Here is a 25,697-nt window from a genome sequence, read left to right on the forward strand (position 1 = left end):
AATGAGACTATCTGTTTTCGGTATGGGCTATGTAGGGCTAGCAAATGCATTGTTGCTTGCCCAAAATAATGATGTGGTTGCTTATGATATCGATCAGAAAAAAATCGAGAAACTAATAAAAGGTTGTTCCCCAATCGAAGATAAAGAGATCCAAGAATTTTTGAATAATAGAGAATTGGGAATAACTTTTACACAAGACTTCAAAAGTGCAGCATCATGGGGAAAATTTATTTTGATTGCTACTCCAACCGATTATGATGAAGAAAAAAACCTATTCGATACTTCCTCCATAGAAGAAGTAATCGAAAAGGTAAAGGCAGTACGTACGGATGCTGTATTTATCATTAAGTCAACGATTCCTTTAGGTTATATTAAGTATTTAAAAAAGAAATATCAATCAGAGGATTTTATTTTTTCACCAGAATTTTTGCGGGAAGGAAAAGCATTGTATGATAATCTCTATCCTTCTCGTATCGTTGTAGGCGAAAACACGAAAAGAGGACAAAAAATTGCTTCGATGTTTAAAAAAAATACTCGAATAAAAGATGTTCCTGTTATTTTAACTGATTCAACAGAAGCAGAAGCGATCAAACTGTTTTCTAATACCTATTTAGCATTAAGGATTGCTTATTTCAATGAACTTGATACTTATGCTGAAATGAATGGATTAGATACAGCTCAAATTATCTCGGGGGTTTCAATGGACCCAAGAATAGGGGACTATTATAATAATCCTTCTTTTGGTTATGGCGGATATTGTTTACCGAAGGATACGAAACAATTACTAGCGAATTACCAGCACGTGCCAAATGATCTGATCCAAGCCATCGTTCAGTCAAATGATACAAGAAAAACATTTATTGCAGATCGTATCATGGAAAAAAATCCAGATATAGTAGGGATTTATCGTTTAACAATGAAGGCGGGCTCTGATAATTTCAGATATTCATCTATTTTAAGTATCATGCGTCTTTTGAAAGATCAAGGCATTAACGTAGTCATTTATGAACCGACAGTGAAGAAGGAGCATTTTTCGACATTTAAAGTAATAAAGGACATTGATGAGTTCAAGAAGCATTCAGATGTGATATTAGCCAATCGATTTGATCCGTTACTCAAAGATGTAGAAATGAAAGTCTATACGCGAGATATATTTGGAAGGGACTAATAGAATTGAAACATGTGCTTAAAAATTTTGGGTATCAGTCATTATTTCAACTGACAAAGATTATCATGCCAATCATTACAGTCCCAATTGTTTCAAAAGCATTAGGTCCTGGAGGATTAGGGATTTTTAATTACACCAATTCGATTACTCAATATTTTGTGTTAGTCGCTAGTTTAGGGATCTCGATGTATGGGAATCGAGAAATCGCATTAGTTTATAATCGTAAAGAAAATATTTCAAAAACGTTTTGGGAAATCTGTTTATTAAAAGCAGTTTTAACATGTATTACACTTTTAGTTTTTTTGTTATTTACTACTTTTTTAGGTAATAAGATCTATTTCTATATACAAAGTCTCACTATTATAGCTGTTATGTTTGACATTTCGTGGTTTTTTATGGGAATCGAGGATTTCAGAAAAACGAGCATGATCAATCTGGGAATTCAATTTGTTACTTTCATTTTAATTATCTTTTTGATTAAAGATTCTTCTGATACGATTTTATATGTTTTACTACAGTCAGTAGGAACCTTATTATCTCAACTATTGACATGGCTATTTATTCATAAACATATAAATTTTAAAAAGGTAGCATTCTTAGATAGCTTTAGACATATCCGATCATCTTTTGAATTTTTTATCCCACAGGTTGCTATTTTACTTTATACGAATCTAAACAAGACTTTATTGGGTGTTTTTATTGGTAGTACAGCTGTTGGTTATTACACTAATTCATTAACAATCAATACGGTATTTATCACGGTTATTACAACGCTTGATATGGTGCTATTACCGCACATGAGTGGGTTATATGCCAAAGGAAACATTAATAAGATGGTGGACATCATTGATAAGACGATTCATTTACAATTATATTTTAGTGTTCCAGCGATGTTCGGGATGCTTACGGTTTACGATAAATTAGTTCCCTGGTTTTTTGGGAAAGAATTCTTATTCATCAATAAAGTTATTCCACTTTTTTCTATTTTGATCGTTGTGATGCCCTTAGGTATGTCCATTTCTAGACAATATTTGATACCGATTGGCAAAGTAAAAATCTACAATAAATCTGTATTAATTGGTGCGGTTATCAATATTTTATCTAATTTAATCTTGTTACCGTGGATCGGTTTTTTTGGAGTGGTTTTTTCAAACCTTTTAGCAGAAATTTTTGTAACAGTGGTACGTACAAAATCATTCTTGAATCAAACAAATTTTAGCTTTAAGAAAAAAAACTTACTGGTTATTTTTTGTTCATCCATTATTATGTGGTTCGTTACAAGAATAATTACAAATGGCATGTCACCTACCTTTTTGACTAATCTAATCCAAGTTTCTATAGCCGTCCCTATCTATTTTTTACTAACGTCTTTGTTTGGCTATAACCCTATTTTGAGTGGTTTAGGGAAATGGAAAAAAGAAAATTGAACACGAGTAGTTTCCTTGCTCAAAATTTTTAATAATTTCAATAAAGAGTAGATTCGTATTTTTTTTAAGAAAAAATGACGTTGAATAATCCTTTAGAGTAAAGAAGTAAATAGACGCAGTTTGGTTTCAGGTAAAATTTACTATTCTTGTAAACAACCCAATCATTCCTATACACTAACCTTTTATGTGATACCCAATTACCTAGATGCCAACTACTATATTTACAATCAACTTTGGAGGGCGAAATTTATGAGCAAAATTTATGAGGTAGCTACTATTAATACAGGTGGTCGTAGTGGTAAAATTTATTCACAAGAGAAAAAATTTTTGTATGATGTCGCAGCACCTGGAACCCAAAACACGGATGCAACAAATCCCGAAGAGCTCTTTGCAGCAGCTTATAGTGCCTGTTTTAACGGTGCCTTAGAATTAGTTTTATCTAGAAAAAACATCAATCAACCTAGTTCAGTAAAAGCAAACGTTGCCTTGCTGAATCATGGAGAGGCAGATTTTACAATAGAAGTTCTTTTGACAGTCTTTATCAAAGATATGCCGAAAGATGAAGCAATACGTTTTGTTGAAGAAGCAGATCAAGTTTGCCCTTACTCAAAAGCTTTGCGTGGAAATGTAACAGTAAATTTAGAAATCAGTGACACTGACTTCTAAAATCGTTCCTTTCCATCAAAAGTAATGATGAAACATATTAGAAAAGCCATGGGGGAGCTTTTCTAATATGTTTTTTTTTTATTTGTTCATGACTAGATGGTAAAAAAATAAAAAAAATAAGATGAAAGATTTAAGTAGAATAAAGACATAGGGATATATTATTTGCTTTATCTCTTATATTCTCTCAATGAGGCTGGAGGATTCAATTCATCCAGCCTCAAACTCCTAAAAAAAGAACGATTAATCGTTCATTTCAAGAATCTAACAATTGATTGTGAAGGAGCGGAAAAGATGAAGTTGTTTGTATGGTGTTTAACGGTATTAACTAGTTTTAGTTTGGGGATGTTGGTGATGTTTGTTTTTAATTATCCTTATGAAAATTATGGGAATGAAACGAAAGAAATCAAGGTTGCCAATGTTTCTAGTTCGTCCACATCTGCGGATGAAATTGAGGAGCCGGAAAAATTCAATGTATCATTAAAAGAAGCACTTGAAACTTATCAGACTTGTTATCCTAATCAAGCGATTACTTCTGTGAAAGTTAGTCAGACTGTTGGTCCTTACTATTACGAAATTACTGGTAGAGATGCAACTAAAGAATGCAGCGTAAGAATTTCAACTAAAACAGCGAACATCAAAAAAAAAAGTATATCGCAGACGAAACAAACACGAACAAGCCACTACCGAGCAATCCGCAGATCTGTTCAATATCAAAAACTTAAAAAGTTTATCGGAAGTTACTAAAGTAGCTGAAAATGTAGCTGAAAAAACGAATGGGACAGGAAAAGCGGTAAAGTGGTTCCTTGAAAGACAATCAGGGAAATCGTATTGGACAATTACTATTAAAGAAAAAATAAAAAAAGTGACAGTCAAAGTTGATGCGTATACTGGCGAAGTTCTAAAAGCTGAGCAGAAGTGAGCGAAATGAAAAAAGCGACTGCGGCTGAAGCATGTGAAACGACCCTCAAAAGTTAGATTTTTGGTCTAACTTTTGAGGGTCGTTTCATTGGACATTGATTTTTATACGTTTTTTGGCAATTGTTCATAAAAAGCTGCTTTAGTTGCTGTAATATAAGGATTTAACCATAAATAACCAATTCCAGCAGTTAGCATGGCTAAGATATGCCAGCCAATAAAGGATAGATCAAGCCAGAACAATTTACCTTTGTAGCCATCCATTAATTTACGACTAGCAGTGATCGTATTGAGCACTCCTGGTTTTTCCCCTGTTTCAGTGATAACATCATAGTAAATGAAGTAACTTTGGGAATAAGAATAACTTTTGATGATACCAGGAATAACGAATAATAACGCCCATAAAGTAGTAAAGATCGAAATCAAAATAGCTAGTAAAATCACACCACCAAGAAATAATCCTGTAAAACCACGAAAGGCATCTTTAAATGGTTCGATGGTCGATTTGGTTCCACGCAGGATATCTAGATAGGTCCATGAGATCCCACTCATAAATAGTGCGCTGATAATACCAGACACAATACCACCACCGCTAGAAGCAGCACCTCCGTTGGTATTGTTTGCCATATCTTGGACAGCTGCAGGATCATTATAAGAATGAGCAAATAATAAAGCGGTCGGAATAGCTATGATCATAATGAGTGCAATTGTGATTAACGTTGGGACTAAATTCAATAATACAGCTTGTCCCCAGCGTCCTTTTAAACTGTCTTTTGCTTGTTGTTTCAGTTCTTTTGAAGATAGCATGAGTTTCACTCCTTTTTATTTATGCCATAAGTATAACAAAGAAGAAACAATTTGGCTTTCTTTATCTTTTATCTGTTATTATAATTTCTTTAAAAAATGAAGGTTAAATAAACACCTGTTACCCAATGAACCCTTGCAAAAAAGAGTTAGAACGATTATGATGATGGGAGTTGTCAATGCGATTATTATAGAGAAAGTAGGGAATTGAATGACACAACCTGCCATTCGTTATCGTTTAATCAAAAAAGAAAAACATACCGGTGCCCGTCTTGGTGAATTGATCACTCCTCATGGGACATTTCCCACACCAATGTTTATGCCTGTGGGAACACTAGCAACTGTCAAAACCATGTCACCTGAAGAATTAAAAGCAATGGGTGCGGGAGTCATTTTAAGTAATACGTACCATTTATGGTTAAGACCTGGAGAAGACTTGGTAGAAGAAGCAGGCGGCTTACACAAGTTCATGAATTGGGATCAACCGATTTTGACAGATTCAGGTGGTTTTCAAGTGTTCTCGCTAAGCGATATGCGTAACATCGAAGAAGAGGGTGTCCATTTTAAAAATCATTTAAATGGTTCTCGGATGTTTTTATCACCAGAAAAAGCAATTAATATCCAAAATAAATTAGGATCAGACATCATGATGAGCTTCGATGAATGTCCTCCTTTTGATGAAAGCTATGATTATGTCAAAAAATCAGTGGAAAGGACCTCACGTTGGGCTGAGCGAGGCTTAAAAGCCCATCTGAATCCTGATCGTCAAGGATTATTTGGTATCATTCAAGGAGCTGGGTTTGAAGATTTACGTCGCCAAAGTGCAAAAGATTTGATCTCAATGGATTTCCCTGGCTATTCAATCGGTGGTTTGTCTGTTGGCGAACCTAAATCAGAAATGAACCGTGTGTTAGAGTTTACAACACCATTGATCCCTGAGGATAAACCACGTTATTTAATGGGTGTTGGTGCAGCAGATTCATTGATTGACGGCGTGATTAGAGGAGTCGATATGTTTGACTGTGTCTTGCCTACACGTATCGCAAGAAATGGTACTTGTATGACTTCACAAGGACGCTTAGTCGTGAAAAATGCACAATACGCACATGACTTCCGCCCAATCGATGAGAAATGTGACTGCTACACATGTAAAAATTATACACGTGCGTATATTCGTCATTTGATCAAATGTGATGAAACATTTGGGATACGGTTAACGTCTTACCATAACTTGTACTTCTTATTAAACTTGATGAAACAAGTGCGTCAAGCGATCATGGATGACAATTTATTAGAATTTCGAGCAGCCTTTTTTGAGGAATATGGGTTTAATAAAGAGAATGCCAAAAGTTTCTAATCTTTTTCACTAAATTTATGTAAAAAACTAGTGTCTCACGCCTTTTTCTGCTAAAGTTGAGTGTGTAGATACATGTTAGTGAGGTGAAAAAAATGGGATCATTACCAATGTTAGTCATGTTCGTTGCTCTTTTAGCAATGTGGTATTTTATGTCACGTTCACAAAAGAAACAACAACAAGAACGACAAAATTTACTAGACAGTATGAAATCAGGCGATGAAGTAGTTACAATCGGCGGATTACATGGTGTTGTTTCAGAGATCGACAATGAAAAACGCACAGTTGTTATAGATTGTGAAGGGATTTTTCTAGAATACGATCGAGCAGCCATCAAAACGGTTAAACCTGGAACTGTCGTAACCAATGATTCGACAGTAAATACGGTAGAAAAAACAGAACCAAAAGTTGCTGAAACAGTAGAAGTGAAAGAAGAAGCTACTGAAACTGTTGAAACACCTGAAGATAGTAAAGAAAACAAATAGGTAAAGCTTAGTAGTTGAGTCTGAGACGGTGTCTCGGGCTCTTTTTTTATCCTAAAACTCTGACTTTGTTAAGTTTTGAATAAACTGTTTTTTTGATAAAATACTTTGGATAATTAGGATAATAAATAAAAACACTGATAAATAAAGGATTTAATCGAAATTTAAAAAACTGTGAAAAAAATCACAATAAAGGTTTACATCTGAAAAGGTTTGTTGTATGATGAGAATGTGAATTAATTAACAAACAACCATGACCCATTAGGAGGAAGACAATGGCTAAAGTAATGGAGAAAGAACAACCAAAAACTATTGATGTTCAAGGAATGATTGATGAATTAGCAACGAAAGCAAATGTCGCATTAAAAGAGATGGAAAACTTTGATCAAGAAAAAGTAGATCATATTGTGCATGAAATGGCAATGGCAGCATTAGATCAACATATGCCGTTAGCTAAAATGGCAGTTGAAGAAACTGGTCGTGGGATCTATGAAGATAAAGCGATCAAAAATATGTATGCTTCTGAATATATTTGGAATAACATCAAGCACGATAAAACAGTTGGTGTCATCAATGAAGATGTTCAAAAAGGCTTGATTGAAATTGCTGAACCAGTTGGTGTGGTTTGTGGGGTAACTCCAACAACTAACCCAACATCAACGACAATTTTTAAATCAATGATCGCGTTGAAAACAAGAAACCCAATCGTTTTTGCATTCCATCCAAGTGCTCAAAAATCTTCTGCTGAAGCAGCACGTGTCGTTCGTGATGCAGCGATCGCAGCTGGCGCACCTGAAAATTGTATTCAATGGATTGAACATCCATCGATTGAAGCGACTTCAATGTTGATGAATCATCCAGGGATCGCAATTGTTTTAGCTACTGGTGGGGCAGGAATGGTGAAATCTGCTTATTCAACAGGAAAGCCAGCTTTAGGTGTTGGACCAGGTAATGTACCAGCATATATTGAAAAAACAGCAAAAATCAAACGAGCAGTGAATGACTTGATCGTTTCTAAAACGTTCGATAACGGAATGATTTGTGCTTCTGAGCAAGCAGTAATCGTTGACAAAGAAGTCTATGCTGCAGTTAAAGCAGAATTCCAAGCACATCAAGTCTATTTTGTGAAACCTGCTGAACTTTCAAAATTAGAAGATGCAGTGATGAATGAAGGTAAATACGCAGTAAATCCAGCAATCGTTGGACATTCTGCAATGGACATTGCAAAACTAGCTGGCATCAAAGTTCCAGAAGGGACAAAAATGTTAGTAGCTGAATTAGAAGGTGTCGGAGCGGATTACCCTCTTTCACGTGAAAAACTTTCTCCAGTACTTGCAATGGTTAAAGCAAACAATACAGAACATGCCTTTGAATTATGCGAAGGAATGTTGAACTTAGGCGGGTTAGGCCATACTGCAGTGATTCACTCAGAGGATGAAGAGCTACATGTGAAGTTTGGTCTACGGATGAAAGCTTGCCGTATCTTAGTAAATACTCCTTCAGCAGAAGGTGGAATCGGAAATATCTACAACGAAATGATCCCTTCACTAACTTTAGGTTGTGGTTCATATGGTAAAAATTCTGTTTCTAGAAATGTAAGTGCCATCAACTTGATCAATGTCAAAACTGTAGCGAAACGGAGAAATAATATGCAATGGTTCAAATTACCACCAAAAATCTTCTTTGAAAAGAACTCTTTGCTTTATTTAGAAAAAATGGAAAACGTAGAGCGTGTCATGATCGTTTGTGATCCTGGTATGGTGCAGTTTGGTTACTGTGATACGGTTCGTGAAGTACTATCAAGACGTAAAAATGATGTGAAAATCGAAGTCTTCTCAGAAGTTGAGCCAAATCCTTCAACAAACACAGTCTATGCAGGAACGAAATTGATGGCTGATTTCAAACCAGACACAGTGATTGCATTAGGTGGCGGTTCTGCAATGGATGCTGCTAAAGGAATGTGGATGTTCTATGAACACCCAGATACTTCATTCTTTGGAGCAAAACAAAAATTCTTAGATATCCGTAAACGGACATATAAGATCGATAAACCAGAAAAAACACAATTTGTGTGTATTCCGACAACTTCAGGAACGGGTTCTGAAGTAACACCTTTTGCCGTTATCACAGATAGTGATACACATGTGAAATATCCATTGGCAGATTATGCATTAACACCAGATGTAGCAATCGTCGACCCACAATTTGTCATGTCAGTACCAGCTTCTGTCACGGCAGATACAGGGATGGACGTATTAACTCATGCGATTGAGTCTTATGTTTCTGTTATGGCTTCTGATTATACAAGAGGATTGAGCTTACAAGCAATCAAATTAGTCTTCGATTACCTAGAAAAATCAGTGAAAACTCCTGATATGGAATCACGAGAAAAAATGCACAACGCTTCTACAATGGCAGGGATGGCATTTGCGAACGCCTTCTTAGGAATTTGTCACTCAGTTGCGCATAAAATTGGTGGAGAATATGGTATCCCACATGGTCGTACAAATGCCATTTTATTACCACATATCATCCGCTATAATGCAAAAGATCCACAAAAACATGCAATGTTCCCTAAATATGATTACTTCCGTGCAGATACAGACTATGCAGATATTGCTAAGTTCTTAGGGTTAAAAGGACAAACAACAGCGGAATTAGTTGAAGCTTTAGCAACAGCAGTTTATGAATTAGGACAATCAGTTGGAATCAATATGAGCTTGAAGGCGCAAGGTGTGACACAAGAAACCTTAGATTCAACGGTTGACCGTATGGCAGAACTTGCTTATGAAGATCAATGTACAACAGCAAATCCAAAAGAGCCATTGATCAGTGAGCTAAAACAAATCATTCTTGATGCTTATAATGGTTAATTCAATACAATTATAGTTAATCAAGAGGTTGAGACAAAAGTGTTCAGCATCAAGAAATAAGAAGGAATTTCCGAAAATTGCTTCTCAAATTTTTGGTAAATTTCGGCTTATTTCCGAAGATGCTACTTTTGTCTCACCGTGAACAAGAGGTCGTGAAAAGAGTGTTTTGACCTGAGCGTTAAGGATGGAAATCGCGAAACAGCTTCCCATGTTTTGAGATTTTTTGACTTATCGCCGAAGGTCAGCTCTTTGAACACCGTTTATTCGTTTTTAGAGATACTAGAAGAGACTGAGACAACTTTTGTCCCAGTCCCTTTTTTTGTCGGAAAGGGGATCAATATCGTTAGAACTAGCGTAGGAATTTCTTTTGTTAGAAAAAAACGATTAATTCGCTTTTTTAGAAAAAGTAGTTTTATCAAGACCAATGAACCATGTTACTTTAGATAAGTAAAAATGAAAAAAGGAAGGAAGTTGTTAGGATGACAAAACCATTATTTGAGAAAACAAAAAATCAAGAAAATATGGGAAAAGAACAATTGATGTCAACCGTTGATTCATTAGAAGTCAAATTGCGGGAAAACTTAGAACCACTTGAAAACGTACACAAATGCACTGAGCTATACATAGAGTTGAAAAATGAACTAAAGAGAGAAATTGAAGAACGGGCTAAGAAAAGAGAGGATTGGTATAAGAAAAAGCATTCTCAAATTAAAAAAAAGGAAGATTGTGAGCAGGAACTTCAAAACGCAGTGAAAGCAAAAAAAAATGCATTATATAAAAGCACCAAGCGAGTACATGGTGAAACGATCAAGAGCAAAAAAAAAGAGCTTAACGAAATAGCAAAAGAAATCAAAAATTGCAAGTCTGAGATAAAAAAACTGACGAAGGAAATGCAGTATTTAACTGGTAGGAGAGGTGAAAAATGGATCGATCATTCTTTATTAAAGTACGTGGTGAACACTAAAGTTGTCGCAGATGAAAAAAATACACCGGAGGATGACAAACTAAAAGAGGAAGCAGCAACAAAAAATAATGTAGTAACAGAAGAGGAAGCAGCAACCGAAAAAAATATAGCAGCAAAAGAAAAAGTAACAACAAAAGAACTAAAACTGGTTACTAAAGAATTGACTGAAAAACAACGAAAGCAACAATTAAAAAATAATCTCCACAATCTTAAGGAGCTAGATCAAACGTTAAAAAAATTAGGGAATGTAAAGAATCCTTGTTTTAATCAAAATAAAATAGACTATTATGTCATAATACGTTTATATCTTAAAAGATCTATGCAGCTAGAAAAAATTATACGATTCAGGATTAACCCTGGCGGAAAAACGCTCAATCTATTTAGTGGTGGTAAAGTGGATAAAAAACGAAAAAAAATAGAACGAGATCTTCAGATGAGTTGGAGAGATATTTATAGTTACCTACTAACCAATCCAGATAACTTTAAGCGTGAAACAGCAGTTCAGGAAAAACAGCAGGGGAAAAAACAATTGACTGATCTAATAAGCAAAGAACTAGGGAAAGTATGTGAAACGAGTAATCCTGAGATAGGGAAGGGGATGGGTATAATAAAACCTAGCGCTCCGCCAATGATGCCAGGAATGGAATTATAGCCGTTTGTCAAAGATACATAGGTTTTATTTTTGTTTATCAGATGCAAAAGAGTTGGTATCCTATTATTTATCGCATGAAAACTAGAACAAACGTATGAGGCGATTGGTGAAGGATAAAATAGAGTCAACGCCATAAGAAAATCTCATTCTAAGAAAACTTTGTATTTTTGTAGACAAAAAAGGTCGTCATTCATCTTTTCGATGATTGGACAACCTTTTTGAGTTGAATCGATTTGTTTATTTCTTTCGTGTGCCATATTTGGTCAGAGGGATTCCTCGGGCTTCGCACCAATCTTTAGTAGTTCCAGATAAGATCAAGGGTTGGTGATGAAGTTCTTGGATAGTTTTAGCTCCTACCATGGTCAATAGCCGTTGAAGTTCTGCTTGCCATTGTTGGACTAGTTGGATCGTTTCTGCCACGCCGTGTGTCATGAGATGCGTTAAGATCGTTCCAGAAACGCCTACTGCATTGGCACCAAGACAAAGTGCTTTGAAGAGGTCGAAGGCATTGCGAATACCACCAGAAGCAAGAATCTCTACTTGATGTTGGGCTTCGTTTGCCTCTAGCAGAGAAGTAACCGTTGATTGTCCCCAATCGACTAAATAATCTAACTCTCTTTTTTTGCGACGAGCATTTTCGATTTGAGTGAAGCTGGTTCCGCTTCGGCCACTGATATCGATTGTCTGAACCCCCAACTCGGCTAGTTCATCAATCGTTTCTCTGGTCATACCAAAACCGACTTCTTTCACGATCAAAGGAACCGAAATGCCTTCGCTGATTTCTTTGATCAATTCTTTCCAATTGGAAAAATCACGATCCCCTTCAGGCATCACCAATTCTTGTGGTGCATTGAGATGGAGTTGTAAAGCATCGGCTTGAAGTAGTTCAATCGCCTCTTTTGCTCGTGCTAAAGAGGTGCCGGCTCCTACGTTGGCAAGGATCTTTCCTTCTGGATAAACGTCACGCATGATCGTGTAAGAATCGCTTAAAGCAGAATCTTTTAAAGCTGCACTGACTGAACCCGTGGCAATCATTAAATTTGTTTCTTTTGCGATCATCGCTAGATCATGGTTGATTTTTTTAGTTTTTTCACTTCCACCAGTCATAGCATTGATATATAAAGGATAGTCTAAAGTTAAGCCAGCAACAGTCGTATGTAGATCAATCTCTGACATGGAAACTTCAGGTAAGGGGTTATGAACGATTCGAACCGTATCAAATTCATTTTTTTGTTTACTATGAAAAGCTTTAGCTAATGAGACATGTTCATCTTTTCGATTCATCCTTTTTCCTTTCGTTGGTTACTATAGACGTGTAATGGCAAGGGTGTAATTTCTGCTAATTCCCAAGCGCTCATCAAAGGCAAGATACCGGATTTTTGATCCACGATTACGATACCACAATCGCCACCACCTGCTCCAGATGATTTTGCTGCACCCTCGTATTCTTCTGCTAAGCTACATAATTTATTTAAAGCAGGGGTTTCGATCAATACGCCCGTAATTGACGATAGCTCATGGAGTAGTTGTCGGTTTTTCCTGATCATGGCTTGGATCAAATCAATGTTATTCTCTTTGAATCCTTTAATCATTTCATGAACGCATAATGTACTGTCTTGTAAAAATTTTTGATAGGCTACCATTTTTTCCTTACGTGAGCGATGGACTTGATCGACTAAATCAGAAGTTGATGCAGGACTGCCAGTCCAACCAATCAGTAAACGCAGATCTTTCGGTGTCGGAAGAGACTCAATGGATAAACCAGGCCAATCCATTTCGATGAGTTCAACGATTGTATGTTGTTTTTCTTGTTCTTGGAGCCACTGGTGATCAAAGGTTGAAAAAGCAATCCAACCACCATAACAACTAGCTGCAATATCTCCACAAGAGCCATTATCTTGAACCGTTAAATTTGCTAGTGCAGCAATTTTGAAAATTTCAATCTGTGTAAGATTTAACGCATAAAACATATTCAATGCCTTGACTGTTGCGACAGTTACGGCGCCACTTGAGCCTAGACCGTATTTGCGTCCGTTAGAACTATCCAATTCACTTGTCACTTTTAGGTCATAAAAAGAAAGTAAAATATTTTTTTCTCGTGCGTATTTTTCAGTCAAACGAATGGCAGCAAGGATATAATGAAATGGATTTTCACGAATATCCAAGACAAGTTCACCATCACGCCGAGTCCAACGAATCGGCATGCCACTATATTGCTCAGATTGGATGCTGCCGACTTTTCGTGCGGTTTCAACGGTTACAGTAACAAACTGATCAATGGCTACGATGATAGCCGGATGTCCGGTTTCAACAACTGCGTATTCTCCAGCAATATAAAGTTTTCCTGGTGCAGATACTTCAATCATAAAAATCTCCCTTTATTCAATAATCGTCATTCCTGGACCTGCAAAAGCCGAAATGACTTGTTGGCTACTAAATAAGTCACTAAATGCTGTTTTGACCTTATCTAGATGGTCTTTTTGAACTAGCACTTTCACATTTGGCCCAGCATCCATAGTAAAGTAACAAGGAATCCCTTGGTTTCTTAAATCCCGCACCGCTTGCATGGCTTTTAAACTATCAGGAGACCAGTAGGTAAATGGCGGACGTGCAGCTAATGTCGTTCCATGCATTTTTAACCCATTTTGTTCCATAGTTTCACCTAGAAGTTGAAAGTTCTTAGTTTTGATTGCTTGTTTTAATTGATAAAGATCGGCTTCGACAGAATCTAACCATCCTTGATAAAAACTTGAAGTTTCAACCGTTCGGCGCATACCATCACGACTTGAGACATCTTTTTTTTGCTCATTCAACAATAGAAAGACCATCGCTAAGTGATCTTCAAAACCGTCTGAGGAAATTGGATGAGCATACGAACTTTGATCATCGTGTCCTTTTTCCCATTCAACAAATCCACCAAAAATACTCCGACAAGCGGAACCTGATCCTCTACGAGCCAGTCTTGATAAAGCTTGGTCATCTAACCCTAATTCCAATGCCTCGTTGCATGCTCCGGCTAAAGCCGCTAAGCCGCTGGCAGAAGAAGCTAAACCCGCAGCAGTCGGAACGAAATTCTGGCTGATCACTTTTGCTTTTTTCGTGGTACCCGCTTTTTCTCTCACAATATCCAAAAAAGTACTGATTTTTTTGGTTGCTTTTTCATCTTGCAATTGATTATCTAAATAAAATTGGTCTTCTGTGTAAGCTTCTGAAAAGCTGACTTCAGTTTCCGTATAAAATGCATCTAATGTGAGTGATAAGCTGTTATTCATCGGGAGAATCAACGATTCATTTTTTTTACCCCAGTACTTGATAAGGGCGATATTCGTATATGCTCGTGCTTTGCCTTTAAACATAGGTATGTACTCCTAATCCTTGAATCCAAGTTGCAGCTGCTCCCGCTTGTAAGAGGGCTTCGCTGATTTCTTGGGCTTTTGTTTTTGTTTGAGCTAGCGCAATCATGCAGCCACCTCGACCACCACCAGTTAGTTTTGCTCCCAAAGCGCCTGAATCTCTAGCGGTTTCGATCAATACATCAAGAAAATCGTTGCTGATCGTTAAATTTTTTAAAATTAGTTGGGCTTCATTCATCGCTTGGGCTAAATGCTCGGGGTTATTTTTAACAATGGCTTTTTTGGCTTGCCTTGTTAAGTATCCTAGTTGTTGGATTTTTTGTCCAACTTTCTGCTGATCTTTTTCAAATAAATGAGCAACGTCTTTGACCACTGCTCGCGTCTGACCTTTGATTCCGGTATCAGCGACAATCAAAAAAGCGTCGATATTTAAAGAGAAATAATCAAACGGGTGTCCTTTCACAAAGTAGATTGGTTCTAAACTGCTTGTTGCCGCAGCATCGATACCACTAGGATTACCATGGGCAATTTTTTCTGAAATTTGGACATTTGTCAAGAGCTGTTCGCGAGAAAGTGGTTGTTCGAGATAATCGTAAAAGGCACGAGTAACTGCCGTAGCTACTGCAGCGCTTGAGCCCATTCCACGTTCGGCAGGGATAGTGCTGTGAATAGTTAACTCTAATGATTGCTCAATTTGCAGTTCCTTTTTTAAGTTGAATACTAACTGCTTGATGTTTTTTAACGAATGTGGGGCATCACGCAATATTCCTGTATAGTAGGAAGAAACAAGCTGATCTCCTGACGAAGTGATGTGTTCATTCAAGGAAGCAACTACTTTTGCTGCCTGAAAAGGAAAAGCGATTGCCGGTTCGCCGTAGACAACTGCATGTTCGCCCATCAGAATAATTTTACCATTTGATTCCCCTTGGCCATAATTTGCCATAATCTAACTCCTTCTTTTATTCCCATAACTTTTTTGAGCAAAAAATAAAGCGCCTTGGATCCTTTGCGCTAACGAACAGATTGTATAACATAGAAGTTCAAAAAACAATTCATCTTTATTTTACTAAAACCTTCACAGAAGTAAAATAAAGAATACGTTTTCTGTTGAAAAACCTCTTTTTTCTTAAGATTTTATTGAATTTTATGAATGGAAATATCCTGTTATTCCTAATTGACACCACCAGATATTGGGGGTATATTTAAAAAGAATTGGAAAAAGACACAACATTTAGTGATAAAGTGAGTTGGAGGTTAATGAGTGTGATTGTTTTAGCAGGTACCATTGGCGCTGGAAAATCAAGTTTAACAGAAATGATGGCTGAACACTTTGGAAGTCGAGCTTTTTATGAGTCAATCGAGGATAATGAGGTATTGCCTTTATTTTATGCCAATCCTGAGCAGTATGCGTTTTTGTTACAAATCTATTTTTTGAATAAACGTTTTGAAAGTATCAAGCAGGCAATGAAAGAAGACAACAATGTTTTAGATCGTTCGATCTATGAAGATTCTTTGCTTTTTCATTTGAATGCTGATTTGGGTCGGGCAACTGAAACAGAAGTTCGAGTATATGACGAGCTATTAGCAAATATGATGGAAGAGTTGCCGTATGCCGCACATAAAAAACATCCGGATTTATTGGTCCATATTCGTGTTTCATTTGATACGATGCTTGAACGGATCGAAAAAAGAGGACGATCATATGAACAACTTTCCTTCGATCCAAGCTTATATGATTATTACAAAGAATTGAATCGTCGCTATGATCAATGGTATGACGAGTACAATGAAAGTCCCAAAATCCAAATTGATGGCGATCGATTCAATTTTGTGGAAGATCCCCAAGCAAAAGTAGAAGTGCTGAACATGATTGAAGCAAAGTTAGCAGAAATTCGTCAAGAAGTCTTTGTTTCTTGAGTCCAATAAAAAATGATAGTATAAAGAAGACAGGATCTAACTTCGATAGCTAAGCCGAAGAAATTGAAAATAGGAGAGCTATTTTCGCTTTTCATCGGCTTATTTATTTTTAAAAGCGAGACAGCGGTCAGAAGTGCTAACGATTTGTAAATTCGCCAAGAATACTTAGAAGAATCGTCGTGAGATACCTAATGAATCTATCGAAGCAGGAAGAAGGGGAAGGTATGAGAGAAAAACATTTTTTTAATTTTGATCAAAATTTTTGGCTGAATGTGCCTAGAGATGATGTAATGGGAATCAAAAATCTTAAGGAAGAGTATGGCATTAGTGATGAGATGCTTACCTATTCTTTAGACAAAAATGAACGTGCTCGTGTGGAATATGATACTCTTGATGATATTTTACTTTTAGTCACCAATGTTCCTCATCAACAAAAAATCGAAAACCACTATGAAACAAGTCCAGTAGCATTTATTCTAAAAGAAAATGGTCTATTTACATTTACGACTCAAAATACAGAATATGTGATTCGCCTGATTCGTTCAATCTTAGATCGAGATTCCGAGATAAATGTATATAGTTTACTTTTTCGTACGCTCTTTCTAATTTCAGATTCCTTCTTCCCGTTGATTGAAGAAGTGAATAGTGAACGACAACGCTTAAACCAAAAGTTGCGAGAAAAAACTACGAACCGCAATTTACTAGCTTTATCTGACCTCGAAGTTGGTTTAGTTTATCTAGTGACTGGTACAAAACAAAATGTCGTATTATTAGAACAAATCAAAGCATTAGCGATTTATCGAAAGCTCACTGAAAAAGAGAAGGAACAATTGGATGATGCATTGATTGAAGCAAAACAGGCAGTGGAAATGACCAATTTGGCCTCCCAGATCCTTGATCAACTTTCGGGAACGTATAATAATTTGTTGAACAACAACTTAAATGACACGATGAAATTTTTGACAGTCTGGTCATTGATTCTGACCGTTCCTACCATTGTGACAGGCTTTTTCGGTATGAATCTACAATTGCCTTTTACACATTCTGTCTTTGGTTGGGGGATCGCCTTATTCATCAGTCTGATATTGTCAGTTTGGATGCTGATCGCATTGTGGCGTAGGATTCGGTAGTTTCAAGGAAGACGGTCACCAAAAAAGTTGAGTGTCTGATGAAGGGTGTGTTTCGATAGCTAAAAGTTTTTTATTTGGACAAGTATATAACTAAAGTAATTAACTGATTAGGGAATGTTTCGAGAGTCTCTAGTGAAAAAGATTGACAAAAAAATATAGATTTGCTATACTATTGAAGTTGAGAAATAAAAGCAGAAGCACCCGCTTCTCGCCTTAGTTGATTCAGTCACTGGGCTAGATAGTTTTCATCTATTGAATTAGGTGAAGTACGTGCGGGTTCTGGAAGAGAACTCGTTTTTTTTATTGCCGAATATTCGGCACGCTTTTCTTTCTCTCATAATATTTGGAGGTGAATGACCATAGCAAAGGATATGATGGTTAACGACGGCATTCGTGCACGTGAGTTACGATTGATCGGTTCAGATGGTGAGCAATTAGGAGTTAAGACAAAAGCAGAAGCATTGAAAATTGCAGAACAAGCAAATTTAGATCTTGTGTTAGTTGCCCCAAGTGCGAAGCCACCAGTTGCGCGAATCATGGACTACGGAAAATACCGTTTCGAGCAACAAAAGAAAGACCGCGAGGCGCGTAAAAAACAAAAAGTGATCAATGTTAAAGAAGTTCGTTTAAGTCCAACAATTGACGTGAATGACTTCAATACAAAACTTCGTAATGCACGTAAGTTCTTAGAGAAGGGCGATAAAGTGAAAGCTTCTATCCGCTTCAAAGGCCGTGCCATTACCCACAAAGAAATTGGTCAAAAAGTCTTGGATCGCTTAGCTGAAGAAACTGCTGATATTGCGACAGTTGAGCAAAAAGCGAAAATGGACGGACGCAGCATGTTCTTGACGCTGGCACCGAAAAACGACAGTAAGTAATTTGAATGACTCACTGACTGTTGGACAGTCGATAGTCGGATAACGAAAGATTTTGAGGAGGAAATATAGTCATGCCAAAACAAAAAACACACCGCGGATCAGCAAAACGTTTCAAACGTACTGGTAAAGGCGGATTAAAACGTTTCCGCGCGTTTACAAGTCACCGTTTCCACGGTAAAACTAAAAAACAACGCCGTCAATTGCGTAAAGCAAGCATGGTTTCTAGTGGCGACTTCAAACGTATTCGCCAACAACTAGCAAAAATGAAATAAAAAAAACAAAAAGATCGAAATTTGAAGATTTATTTTTATTAGGAGGAATTAAACATGGCACGTGTTAAAGGTGGAACAGTCACTCGTAAACGTCGTAAAAGAATGCTAAAATTAGCAAAAGGTTACTACGGTTCAAAACACACTTTATTTAAAACAGCAAAAGAACAAGTAATGAATTCATACAACTACGCATATCGCGATCGTCGTCAAAAGAAACGCGACTTCCGTAAATTGTGGATTGCTCGTATCAACGCAGCAGCACGTATGAATGGCTTGAGCTACTCAAAATTGATGCACGGTTTGAAATTAGCTGAAATCGACATCAACCGTAAAATGTTAGCCGACTTAGCTGTCCACGATGCAGCAGCATTTACTGCATTAGCTGACCAAGCTAAAGATGCTTTAGCTAAATAATCAAATAAACGTTGTTAAACCAACGTATACCCCGCTTTTATCGAGCGGGGTTTTTCTTTTGTCACAGAATTGACCCAGACTTTTTCAAAAATAGAAGGTCATCTTTTCTTTAGTATCTTTAACGACAGGAGACTGAACCAAAACTCCCCTCAGTCGCTTCTGGTGGCTCTAAAAGTGAATAAACGGCGTTCAAGAAACAACTCCTCAACAATAAGAGAGGAGCTAGTCGTTTCTTTCACAGTCGCTTGCTAAATGGCGTTCAAAGAGCTGACCTTCGGCAATAAGGATGAAACGTAAAAGATAGGGAGCTGTAAGTTTCATCCTTATTACCTAGGTTAAGTTGCTCTTTTCATGACCTCTTGTTCACGGTGAGACAAAAGTAGCATCTTCAAAAAACAAGTCCGAAATTTACTGGAAATATGAGAAGCATCAAGTAGTAACAATCAACAGCAAAAGCTAGTGTTTGTGTTTCTTGTCAATTCTCGGAATCTCCTTCTTATTTCTTGTTGCTAAACACTTTTGTCTCAACCTCATAGAATAAAGAGTTCTAACTAAACCGTAGATTGATAATTTATTCACATTTAAACATAGAAATGAATGCGCTCTTATGATAAAATTTATAGGAACGTTTGTTTGTTTTATTGCTTCTAAAGAGATGTTTAGTATACGAAAAAATTATTAAATAATGGGAGGATTGATGAAAAAATAAAGCAGAGCGTTCCTGTGTGGTCTAATTTTCAAGTGAAGGATGGATGTATAACAAGAATAATCCAATACATACAACTGACGAATCGTTAATAAACATTGTAAATTATGAAATCAATCTATAAAGTTTCAATACAAAGTAAAGAATAAAAGAAATAAGATGGAAATATTGACTGGCGGAAAATCGTGTAAATAATTAGATTCTAAGATAAAAATTGGAGATTCAGGAGTTAAGTGACTGGATTTTACAAGCGATTGAATAAAAAATATACCGTTATTTTTTGAAAATTTCTCGAAAAAGAGTATGCCTATGTAGAGAACAGGCTTGCATATGTGAAACCCAAAATATTAATTAAGATATTAAAAGGTTGTGAATATGTTTATGGATAGACAGTATTATAAACAAGTAGCTTCAAATCAATACCAAGCAGAATTAAAAGTAGGTTCTGATAAAAAATTAATGAGCGATATCTCTTTCAGACATTATAAATTGACCAAGCAAGTAGAAAATATGAAGATGAAAGATGGAATAAAATGGTGTTATGGATATTCAAACTATATTAATCATCAAGGAATACCCGTTTTAAAAGGTATTCAGCGACAAAAATTTCAAAGAGGACAAATAGTTTTTGTTGATTTTTTTGGAGGATTCGGGGAAGAATTAACTTTTGACCATAATGCTGTAGTGTTACAAGCTGGAATTAAAGGATTAGTAGTCGCTCCTATAACCTCATCTCCTAGATATTATCAAGATATAAATAATCCATTGTTAGTACAAATAAAACAAAAAACTAACAATCAAGGTAATTTATTGTATAACTCTACTATTAGAATAGACCAACTAAGATATATAAGTCGTAGTAGAATATTGAAAAGACACGGACTGATATCTGATGGAGCAAAGTTAGACGAAATATCTTTAAAAATATCTCAGTATCTTACTCCTTTTTTATTGAAACAGATGGAAGAGGATATAGCAGAAAGTAAACAAAAAGCTAAAGAAGATGTGGAGAAGTTGAATGAGCAAATCAAACTCTTACAAGAAGAAAATTTTAGATTAAAAGAATTAAATAGAAGAAGCCAAGAAGGTTTATAAGTGGCTTGACAAAAAAGAATTTAGAAAATACAATTAATTTGTAAATAAGAATTAACCGTATACAAATAATACTATTTTTCGGTGTATCAATTTAATTTTGATGGGACCCTTACACGAATGAAGTGTAAAAGATTTTTTATCCCTTGTGCTTTTAGCATAAGGGATTTATTTATGTTCTAAAAATTTGTGCGCTATGAAAAATGATGTGGGTGAAGAGAAATCTTAGAATAATTTGAACAGAAAGAAGAAAAGATTCTTTCACGATTTCTTGTTCTAGAAGGTGTTTATACATAGGCAAATTGAAATAAACCTTAATGTTTCAAAAAATGAGAAAGTATTTCGAAAAGTATTTTCTTATTTTCCTCGGAGTCCAAAACTCCCCTCAGTCTCTTCGGGTGTCTCTAAAAGTGAATAAACGGTGTTTAAAAAGCAACTCCTCAACAATAAGCGATGATTTTCTAAAATATGAGGAGCTATTTAAAAAAATCCTCTCTTATTTGCTCGGAGTTAGTCGTTTCTTTCACAGCCTTTTGCTAAACGGTGTTCAAACATCAGCTCCTTGAAATAAGCCTGAATTTTTCAAAACATGAGAAGCTGTTTCAAAAAATTCTTTCTTATTGTCATCAGAGCTACCCGATGTTTTCACGACCTCTTGCTAAACGGCGTTCAAGAAGCAACTCCTCAACAATAAGCGATGATTTTCTAAAATATGAGTAGCTATTTTAAAAAATCCTCTCTTATTCGCTCGGAGCTGAACGCTTCTTTCACGACCTCTTGCTATTACGATAATCTTGCTTATGATGTCTTTTTTCGAATAACGAACAGGTCAGGTGCTTGGTCTTTATCTCCCTTTTTCAGGGGCGGAGAATAGGGTTAGTCCTTTGATTATTCGTACATAACACGCATTCATGATTACTGATGGTTGTTTCCTTATTTGATCTATGTGGCAGTCGAATACAAAAGTAAGAATGTAAGTTGAATCAAAAAATGCTATAATTTTCTTTGTGAATCACAGGAACCCTTTTTATAGCAAAATTTAAGAAGAAAGTAGGAGCGAAGTGAAACAAATAAAAGAGACTATCCGCAATAATAAAAAAATTTTAGTTCTTATTTCTGCCTATGTTATCATGGCTGTTTTAAATTTTTTAACACCGTTAATTGCGGATGATATTGAGTATATGTATAAAACAAGTAGTTTTTCATCTATTTTACATGATGAATACACACAATATATGACCTGGACGGGAAGATCCGTTGTCCATATCATTGCACGTTTGTTTTTGTTGATGCCTAAAACAGTATTTAATTTGGTCAATCCACTGATCTATGTTTTATTGACATTATTGATTTATAAAATGACTACAAAAGATAATACTACGTTTTATTCCTTCAAATATTTTTTAATTAATGTATTTTTATGGTTATTTGTCCCAGCTTTCGGTCAAACAATTTTATGGGAAACTGGTGCTGCTAACTATTTATGGGGAGGTATCATCGTTGTCAGTTTCCTATTTCTTTACCACCGCTATTATGAGAAAGAGCAAGAATTGTCTTTTAATCCTATAGTAAATAGCATATTGCTACTCATTTTAGGAATCTTAGCTGGCTGGTGTAATGAAAACACTTCTGGTGGGATGATCTTGATCGTTCTTGGCTACCTCTATTTTTATTATCAAAAGAAAAAGCCTTTACGACCATGGATGTTCACAGGATTGTTAGGAGCAATTTTTGGCTTATTCATGATGGTAACAGCCCCTGGAAATGCTGTTCGAGCTACTTATTTTGCTCGTAGCCAGTGGTCTTTACCTCGGAAATTGTATTCGGGCGTTTTTTCAATCACAAAAACGCTATATGAAAATAGTTTAGCTCTTTTTGTGTTGATGGCGATTCTGATCGTGTTGGGAATTTTCTTTAGTAAACACAAAGAATGGTTGAGACTATCCTATATCTATCTCTTTGCAGGGATAGCCACGATCTATGTATTATCTCTTTCACCAGCTGGACTTGATTGGGGAAGATCATTTTTTGGTGGTGTTTTATTTATCATTATGGCGATGGCGTTTGAATGGCCAGATAAAGTGTTGAAATCTACCCAGGGAGCGTTTTATGGGGTGATTAGTGGCGTATTGATTACCCAATTTCTATTTACTTTTGCTTTAGGAGTCAATGACATAGCACTTTCTTATAGAGAGATCAATCAACAATACCATTACGTCAGAGAACAAAAAAAACAAGGGAATTTGAATCCGGTGATTGCCAACTTTACGATTTATAATCAAACTGGTCATACTGCTTACTCGGGAGGACTATCCCACGTAAAAACGGATATAACGAAACAAGTCAATCGAGCGAATGCAAAATATTTTGGTTTAGAGTCCATTCATTCAGTACCAAAAGAGGCTTGGGAAACAATCTATCAACAGGGAGATCCCAAATGGATGACTATTTGGAATGCTAACGCCTATTTTGAAGCATTAAGTCAAACTGATCATTTGATTGTGATGGCAGGTGCAGGAGACAAGACACAAATGAACCAACAGTTAGCTGAAGAGATCCGTAAGCTGTTCCCTGAGTTTAAAAATGGGGATTCAGAAAGTTCTTGGAATTTTTCGGGTATCCGTCTGTTAGGAAAAAATCCTGAATTTTCACAGACAAAGAACTATAATTCTGTTAGCCAAGAAATCAATGGGAAAGAGATCTCAGTATCTTCAAGTTTTACACCGTATGCTGACCAACAGTTTGCTGCGATAAAAGTGGGCGATATAAATGTTGCAAGAAATAAAGCGGGCATAAATATTGCTGTTTTGTCAAAAGAAGGAAAAATAGTAGATGCTGTTAATATTCAATTAACTGGTGACAAACTAACCCTCTCAAGATAGAAGAGAGAAAATAGTAAGAAAAACGAGCCTACCAAAAGGATCACTCTTTTTGGTAAGCTCGTTTTTTAAAGAAATTTTTTGGACAAGCAAAAACCTCAACCATGTTGACTAACTAATGATTGAGGTTTTATTTCAATCAGGGCGTACTTCGTGCAGTTGTTTGACACGCCCTCCGATCGATTTAGCAAAAGCTTCTGATGCTTTTTTTTCTTTGAAAATCAATAAGTTATCTGGATTTTTTTCTCTTGTGCGGCAGCCTGTTTTATCAATGTAACCGTGCAATACTTTCACAACATACATGATGATCACCTGCTTTTTATTTTATTATACGGATGAATCAAGCCAACACAAGAAAAAAGGCAGCTTTTTTGATTTTTTTTAAGAAAATCCGTAATGGAAATCCTAAAAAATACAAGAGTTAAATACTATTCTTCAGCTATCCAACTGTGCATATTCGTGGAATAAGCGATCTAATGCAGGAGTTACCCGTTCAAGTTTGGTTAACTTCTGATTGTCAGCGAGTAAAAAACAATGTTTGCTAGAGCCAGTTGTTCGTAATTTTCCGTCATCTAAACCGTAGATTTCATAACTAAAATTTAATCTTGTGCCACTATATTGTTCGATTTTAGGCAAAATACGAACAGTTTCACCATAACGAATCATTTCTTTGTACTGGCAAGTGACTTCTAAAACAGGGATGATCACCCCTAGTTTTTCAATTTTTGTATAGCTGAAACCTAAATGATCCAATAAAGCAACACGAGATTCTTCCATCCAACGGATATAGTTGCTGTGGTGGATGATCCCCATTTGATCGGTTTCATAGTAAAACGGCTCACGCATGTATCCAGTAAATTTTTCCATCATTAGAACTCCTTGTTTCCATCTTTTTTCTGACTAAAATAGTGCATCCATTGAGGGATTGCTTGACTGATTTGTGTCGGTAAAACAACATATTGTTTTTTTGCCAGTTGATCCCCAATAAAACTATGCAGGTAGACAGCTGCTGCGATCGTTTCATCGTTTTTAGGGAATTGTGCCAAGAATCCAGTGATCATACCAGCTAATGTATCACCAGTACCTCCAGTGGCCATTGCGGCAGAGCCAGTAGTATTTTGATAACATTCTTGTTGCCCGTAGATCGTGGTTCGATGACTTTTTAAAACAATCGTTGCGCCTAATTTGGCTTGCTGCTTGCGGTTGTTCTCAGGTGTTTGTTCCTCGATCTTAAGTGAGCTTACTCTTTGCCATTCCATTTGATGAGGAGTCATAACAGTTTGCTCGGGAAAATGGAGGGTTAGATTTTCTTTAGCGAATAATGTTAATGCTGAACCGTCCATCACTAACCACTGATGGCTTTTTTGATGTGCTAAAGTGAATGCTAATAATTCTAAACTCAATGAGGAGTCCCCTAATCCTGGACCGATCAATAGAACGTCTGCCGTGTCCATCACTGCTAACAGTTGTTCTTTTTCTTGCCAGTCGATGCACATGGCTTCAGGTAAATGCGTGTGAAGTGGTGCTTGATTCCACTGGTCCGTAGCAACAGTCGTTAATCCTGCGCCACTGTGTACAGCCGCTAGTGCACTCATGATGATCGCACCACCAAATTGATGATTACCGCCAATCAAGACAGTACGACCGAATGTTCCTTTATGTGACTTTTCTGGGCGTGGTTGAATTACTTTTTGTAATAAATCGCTATCTATTAACAATTTCTCCGCCTCCTTTCTTGTATTATAACTGAG

At 36.4% G+C, this 25,697-nt stretch carries 24 protein-coding genes and 1 other annotated feature; of the genes, 16 read left to right on the forward strand and 8 right to left on the reverse strand.

Features of this window, described 5'->3' with window-relative positions:
- Position 1 precedes the first annotated feature (1 nt).
- The 5 genes from IGJ11_RS01135 (at position 2) to IGJ11_RS01155 (ending at position 4,180) form a co-directional block, all read left to right on the forward strand.
- Entirely contained in the window at positions 2-1,168 is a 1,167-nt protein-coding gene (locus tag IGJ11_RS01135; RefSeq protein WP_207431832.1) for a nucleotide sugar dehydrogenase, read from the forward strand.
- 5 nt (positions 1,169-1,173) lie between these two features.
- The gene (locus tag IGJ11_RS01140; protein WP_010720300.1) at positions 1,174-2,595 is read left to right on the forward strand and encodes a flippase; all 1,422 of its coding nucleotides are present in this window, start codon (positions 1,174-1,176) and stop codon (positions 2,593-2,595) included.
- 249 nt (positions 2,596-2,844) lie between these two features.
- On the forward strand, positions 2,845-3,261 hold the full coding sequence (locus IGJ11_RS01145) for an Ohr family peroxiredoxin (RefSeq protein ID WP_010736880.1): 417 nt from the start codon (positions 2,845-2,847) through the stop codon (positions 3,259-3,261).
- A 291-nt stretch (positions 3,262-3,552) separates the two neighbouring features.
- Positions 3,553-4,005: a hypothetical protein gene (locus tag IGJ11_RS01150; RefSeq protein ID WP_207431834.1), complete on the forward strand. Its 453-nt coding sequence runs from the start codon at positions 3,553-3,555 to the stop codon at positions 4,003-4,005.
- Positions 3,971-4,180, forward strand: coding sequence for a PepSY domain-containing protein (locus tag IGJ11_RS01155; protein WP_368014327.1), 210 nt, complete (start codon positions 3,971-3,973; stop codon positions 4,178-4,180). Before IGJ11_RS01150 ends, IGJ11_RS01155 begins: the two co-directional genes overlap by 35 nt.
- Positions 4,181-4,281: 101 nt before the next feature.
- Here the strand turns inward: IGJ11_RS01155 and IGJ11_RS01160 are convergent, their stop codons facing one another.
- Positions 4,282-4,983: a DUF975 family protein gene (locus IGJ11_RS01160; RefSeq protein ID WP_207431835.1), complete on the reverse strand. Its 702-nt coding sequence runs from the start codon at positions 4,981-4,983 to the stop codon at positions 4,282-4,284.
- 208 nt (positions 4,984-5,191) lie between these two features.
- On the opposite strand from IGJ11_RS01160, the gene tgt reads away from it, so the two are divergent.
- The 4 genes from tgt (at position 5,192) to IGJ11_RS01180 (ending at position 11,305) form a co-directional block, all read left to right on the forward strand.
- Complete coding sequence (tgt, locus tag IGJ11_RS01165) at positions 5,192-6,337, forward strand: tRNA guanosine(34) transglycosylase Tgt (protein ID WP_010720296.1); 1,146 nt, start codon at positions 5,192-5,194, stop codon at positions 6,335-6,337.
- A 92-nt stretch (positions 6,338-6,429) separates the two neighbouring features.
- A complete protein-coding gene (gene yajC, locus IGJ11_RS01170) occupies positions 6,430-6,819 on the forward strand; it encodes a preprotein translocase subunit YajC (protein WP_010720295.1) in 390 nt (129 codons plus the stop codon).
- A gap of 272 nt (positions 6,820-7,091) precedes the next feature.
- A complete protein-coding gene (gene adhE, locus IGJ11_RS01175; RefSeq protein ID WP_207431836.1) occupies positions 7,092-9,689 on the forward strand; it encodes a bifunctional acetaldehyde-CoA/alcohol dehydrogenase in 2,598 nt (865 codons plus the stop codon).
- 479 nt (positions 9,690-10,168) lie between these two features.
- Positions 10,169-11,305, forward strand: coding sequence for a hypothetical protein (locus tag IGJ11_RS01180; protein ID WP_207431837.1), 1,137 nt, complete (start codon positions 10,169-10,171; stop codon positions 11,303-11,305).
- 237 nt (positions 11,306-11,542) lie between these two features.
- Here IGJ11_RS01180 and fni read toward each other — a convergent pair whose 3' ends face one another.
- From fni to mvk, 4 genes are read right to left on the reverse strand one after another with little or no spacing between them, the layout of a single operon-like run.
- Positions 11,543-12,589 (reverse strand): type 2 isopentenyl-diphosphate Delta-isomerase, encoded by a 1,047-nt coding sequence (gene fni / locus IGJ11_RS01185; RefSeq protein WP_207431838.1) that lies wholly within the window; start codon positions 12,587-12,589, stop codon positions 11,543-11,545.
- Positions 12,586-13,671 (reverse strand): phosphomevalonate kinase, encoded by a 1,086-nt coding sequence (locus IGJ11_RS01190; RefSeq protein WP_010720289.1) that lies wholly within the window; start codon positions 13,669-13,671, stop codon positions 12,586-12,588. Before IGJ11_RS01190 ends, fni begins: the two co-directional genes overlap by 4 nt.
- Before the next feature lie 12 nt (positions 13,672-13,683).
- Positions 13,684-14,661 carry a diphosphomevalonate decarboxylase gene (gene mvaD / locus IGJ11_RS01195; protein ID WP_207431839.1) on the reverse strand — a complete coding sequence of 326 codons (978 nt, stop codon included), beginning with the start codon at positions 14,659-14,661 and terminating at the stop codon, positions 13,684-13,686.
- Positions 14,654-15,601: a mevalonate kinase gene (gene mvk / locus IGJ11_RS01200; RefSeq protein WP_010720287.1), complete on the reverse strand. Its 948-nt coding sequence runs from the start codon at positions 15,599-15,601 to the stop codon at positions 14,654-14,656. The genes mvaD and mvk overlap by 8 nt, the downstream gene beginning before the upstream one ends.
- Positions 15,602-15,915: 314 nt before the next feature.
- Between mvk and IGJ11_RS01205 the strand changes: the two genes are divergently transcribed.
- The 7 genes from IGJ11_RS01205 (at position 15,916) to IGJ11_RS01235 (ending at position 23,949) form a co-directional block, all read left to right on the forward strand.
- Positions 15,916-16,575 carry a deoxynucleoside kinase gene (locus tag IGJ11_RS01205; protein WP_025480266.1) on the forward strand — a complete coding sequence of 220 codons (660 nt, stop codon included), beginning with the start codon at positions 15,916-15,918 and terminating at the stop codon, positions 16,573-16,575.
- A 224-nt stretch (positions 16,576-16,799) separates the two neighbouring features.
- Positions 16,800-17,705: a magnesium transporter CorA family protein gene (locus IGJ11_RS01210; protein ID WP_010736889.1), complete on the forward strand. Its 906-nt coding sequence runs from the start codon at positions 16,800-16,802 to the stop codon at positions 17,703-17,705.
- A gap of 183 nt (positions 17,706-17,888) precedes the next feature.
- Positions 17,889-18,014 (forward strand) — a sequence feature (ribosomal protein L20 leader region).
- A gap of 44 nt (positions 18,015-18,058) precedes the next feature.
- The gene (gene infC / locus IGJ11_RS01215; RefSeq protein WP_010720284.1) at positions 18,059-18,583 is read left to right on the forward strand and encodes a translation initiation factor IF-3; all 525 of its coding nucleotides are present in this window, start codon (positions 18,059-18,061) and stop codon (positions 18,581-18,583) included.
- A gap of 71 nt (positions 18,584-18,654) precedes the next feature.
- Complete coding sequence (rpmI, locus tag IGJ11_RS01220) at positions 18,655-18,855, forward strand: 50S ribosomal protein L35 (RefSeq protein WP_002289309.1); 201 nt, start codon at positions 18,655-18,657, stop codon at positions 18,853-18,855.
- Positions 18,856-18,909: 54 nt separating this feature from the next.
- Complete coding sequence (rplT, locus tag IGJ11_RS01225; RefSeq protein WP_010720283.1) at positions 18,910-19,269, forward strand: 50S ribosomal protein L20; 360 nt, start codon at positions 18,910-18,912, stop codon at positions 19,267-19,269.
- 1,087 nt (positions 19,270-20,356) lie between these two features.
- Entirely contained in the window at positions 20,357-21,070 is a 714-nt protein-coding gene (locus tag IGJ11_RS01230; protein WP_178286916.1) for a type II toxin-antitoxin system PemK/MazF family toxin, read from the forward strand.
- 1,058 nt (positions 21,071-22,128) lie between these two features.
- Positions 22,129-23,949: a DUF3329 domain-containing protein gene (locus IGJ11_RS01235; RefSeq protein WP_207431840.1), complete on the forward strand. Its 1,821-nt coding sequence runs from the start codon at positions 22,129-22,131 to the stop codon at positions 23,947-23,949.
- A gap of 132 nt (positions 23,950-24,081) precedes the next feature.
- Here the strand turns inward: IGJ11_RS01235 and IGJ11_RS01240 are convergent, their stop codons facing one another.
- The 3 genes from IGJ11_RS01240 to IGJ11_RS01250 form a co-directional block, all read right to left on the reverse strand.
- Complete coding sequence (locus tag IGJ11_RS01240; RefSeq protein WP_010720280.1) at positions 24,082-24,249, reverse strand: hypothetical protein; 168 nt, start codon at positions 24,247-24,249, stop codon at positions 24,082-24,084.
- 132 nt (positions 24,250-24,381) lie between these two features.
- The gene (locus tag IGJ11_RS01245) at positions 24,382-24,813 is read right to left on the reverse strand and encodes an acyl-CoA thioesterase (protein WP_207431841.1); all 432 of its coding nucleotides are present in this window, start codon (positions 24,811-24,813) and stop codon (positions 24,382-24,384) included.
- A gap of 2 nt (positions 24,814-24,815) precedes the next feature.
- Positions 24,816-25,664 (reverse strand): NAD(P)H-hydrate dehydratase, encoded by an 849-nt coding sequence (locus tag IGJ11_RS01250; protein ID WP_010736906.1) that lies wholly within the window; start codon positions 25,662-25,664, stop codon positions 24,816-24,818.
- Between the last annotated feature and the right edge of the window lie 33 nt (positions 25,665-25,697).

Source organism: Enterococcus sp. DIV0691 (assembly GCF_051711145.1).
GTDB lineage: Bacteria > Bacillota > Bacilli > Lactobacillales > Enterococcaceae > Enterococcus_B > Enterococcus_B hirae.

What these genes read in the sequence shown, in the direction of transcription:
- IGJ11_RS01135 (WP_207431832.1), top strand. Translation starts at nt 2, where the DNA reads ATGAGACTATCTGTTTTCGGTATGGGCTATGTAGGGCTAGCAAATGCA.
- IGJ11_RS01145 (WP_010736880.1), top strand. Translation starts at nt 2,845, where the DNA reads ATGAGCAAAATTTATGAGGTAGCTACTATTAATACAGGTGGTCGTAGT.
- IGJ11_RS01150 (WP_207431834.1), top strand. Translation starts at nt 3,553, where the DNA reads ATGAAGTTGTTTGTATGGTGTTTAACGGTATTAACTAGTTTTAGTTTG.
- IGJ11_RS01160 (WP_207431835.1), bottom strand. Translation starts at nt 4,983, where the DNA reads ATGCTATCTTCAAAAGAACTGAAACAACAAGCAAAAGACAGTTTAAAA.
- tgt (WP_010720296.1), top strand. Translation starts at nt 5,192, where the DNA reads ATGACACAACCTGCCATTCGTTATCGTTTAATCAAAAAAGAAAAACAT.
- yajC (WP_010720295.1), top strand. Translation starts at nt 6,430, where the DNA reads ATGGGATCATTACCAATGTTAGTCATGTTCGTTGCTCTTTTAGCAATG.
- adhE (WP_207431836.1), top strand. Translation starts at nt 7,092, where the DNA reads ATGGCTAAAGTAATGGAGAAAGAACAACCAAAAACTATTGATGTTCAA.
- IGJ11_RS01180 (WP_207431837.1), top strand. Translation starts at nt 10,169, where the DNA reads ATGACAAAACCATTATTTGAGAAAACAAAAAATCAAGAAAATATGGGA.
- fni (WP_207431838.1), bottom strand. Translation starts at nt 12,589, where the DNA reads ATGAATCGAAAAGATGAACATGTCTCATTAGCTAAAGCTTTTCATAGT.
- IGJ11_RS01190 (WP_010720289.1), bottom strand. Translation starts at nt 13,671, where the DNA reads ATGATTGAAGTATCTGCACCAGGAAAACTTTATATTGCTGGAGAATAC.
- mvaD (WP_207431839.1), bottom strand. Translation starts at nt 14,661, where the DNA reads ATGTTTAAAGGCAAAGCACGAGCATATACGAATATCGCCCTTATCAAG.
- mvk (WP_010720287.1), bottom strand. Translation starts at nt 15,601, where the DNA reads ATGGCAAATTATGGCCAAGGGGAATCAAATGGTAAAATTATTCTGATG.
- IGJ11_RS01205 (WP_025480266.1), top strand. Translation starts at nt 15,916, where the DNA reads ATGAGTGTGATTGTTTTAGCAGGTACCATTGGCGCTGGAAAATCAAGT.
- IGJ11_RS01210 (WP_010736889.1), top strand. Translation starts at nt 16,800, where the DNA reads ATGAGAGAAAAACATTTTTTTAATTTTGATCAAAATTTTTGGCTGAAT.
- infC (WP_010720284.1), top strand. Translation starts at nt 18,059, where the DNA reads ATGACCATAGCAAAGGATATGATGGTTAACGACGGCATTCGTGCACGT.
- rpmI (WP_002289309.1), top strand. Translation starts at nt 18,655, where the DNA reads ATGCCAAAACAAAAAACACACCGCGGATCAGCAAAACGTTTCAAACGT.
- rplT (WP_010720283.1), top strand. Translation starts at nt 18,910, where the DNA reads ATGGCACGTGTTAAAGGTGGAACAGTCACTCGTAAACGTCGTAAAAGA.
- IGJ11_RS01230 (WP_178286916.1), top strand. Translation starts at nt 20,357, where the DNA reads ATGGATAGACAGTATTATAAACAAGTAGCTTCAAATCAATACCAAGCA.
- IGJ11_RS01240 (WP_010720280.1), bottom strand. Translation starts at nt 24,249, where the DNA reads ATGTATGTTGTGAAAGTATTGCACGGTTACATTGATAAAACAGGCTGC.
- IGJ11_RS01245 (WP_207431841.1), bottom strand. Translation starts at nt 24,813, where the DNA reads ATGGAAAAATTTACTGGATACATGCGTGAGCCGTTTTACTATGAAACC.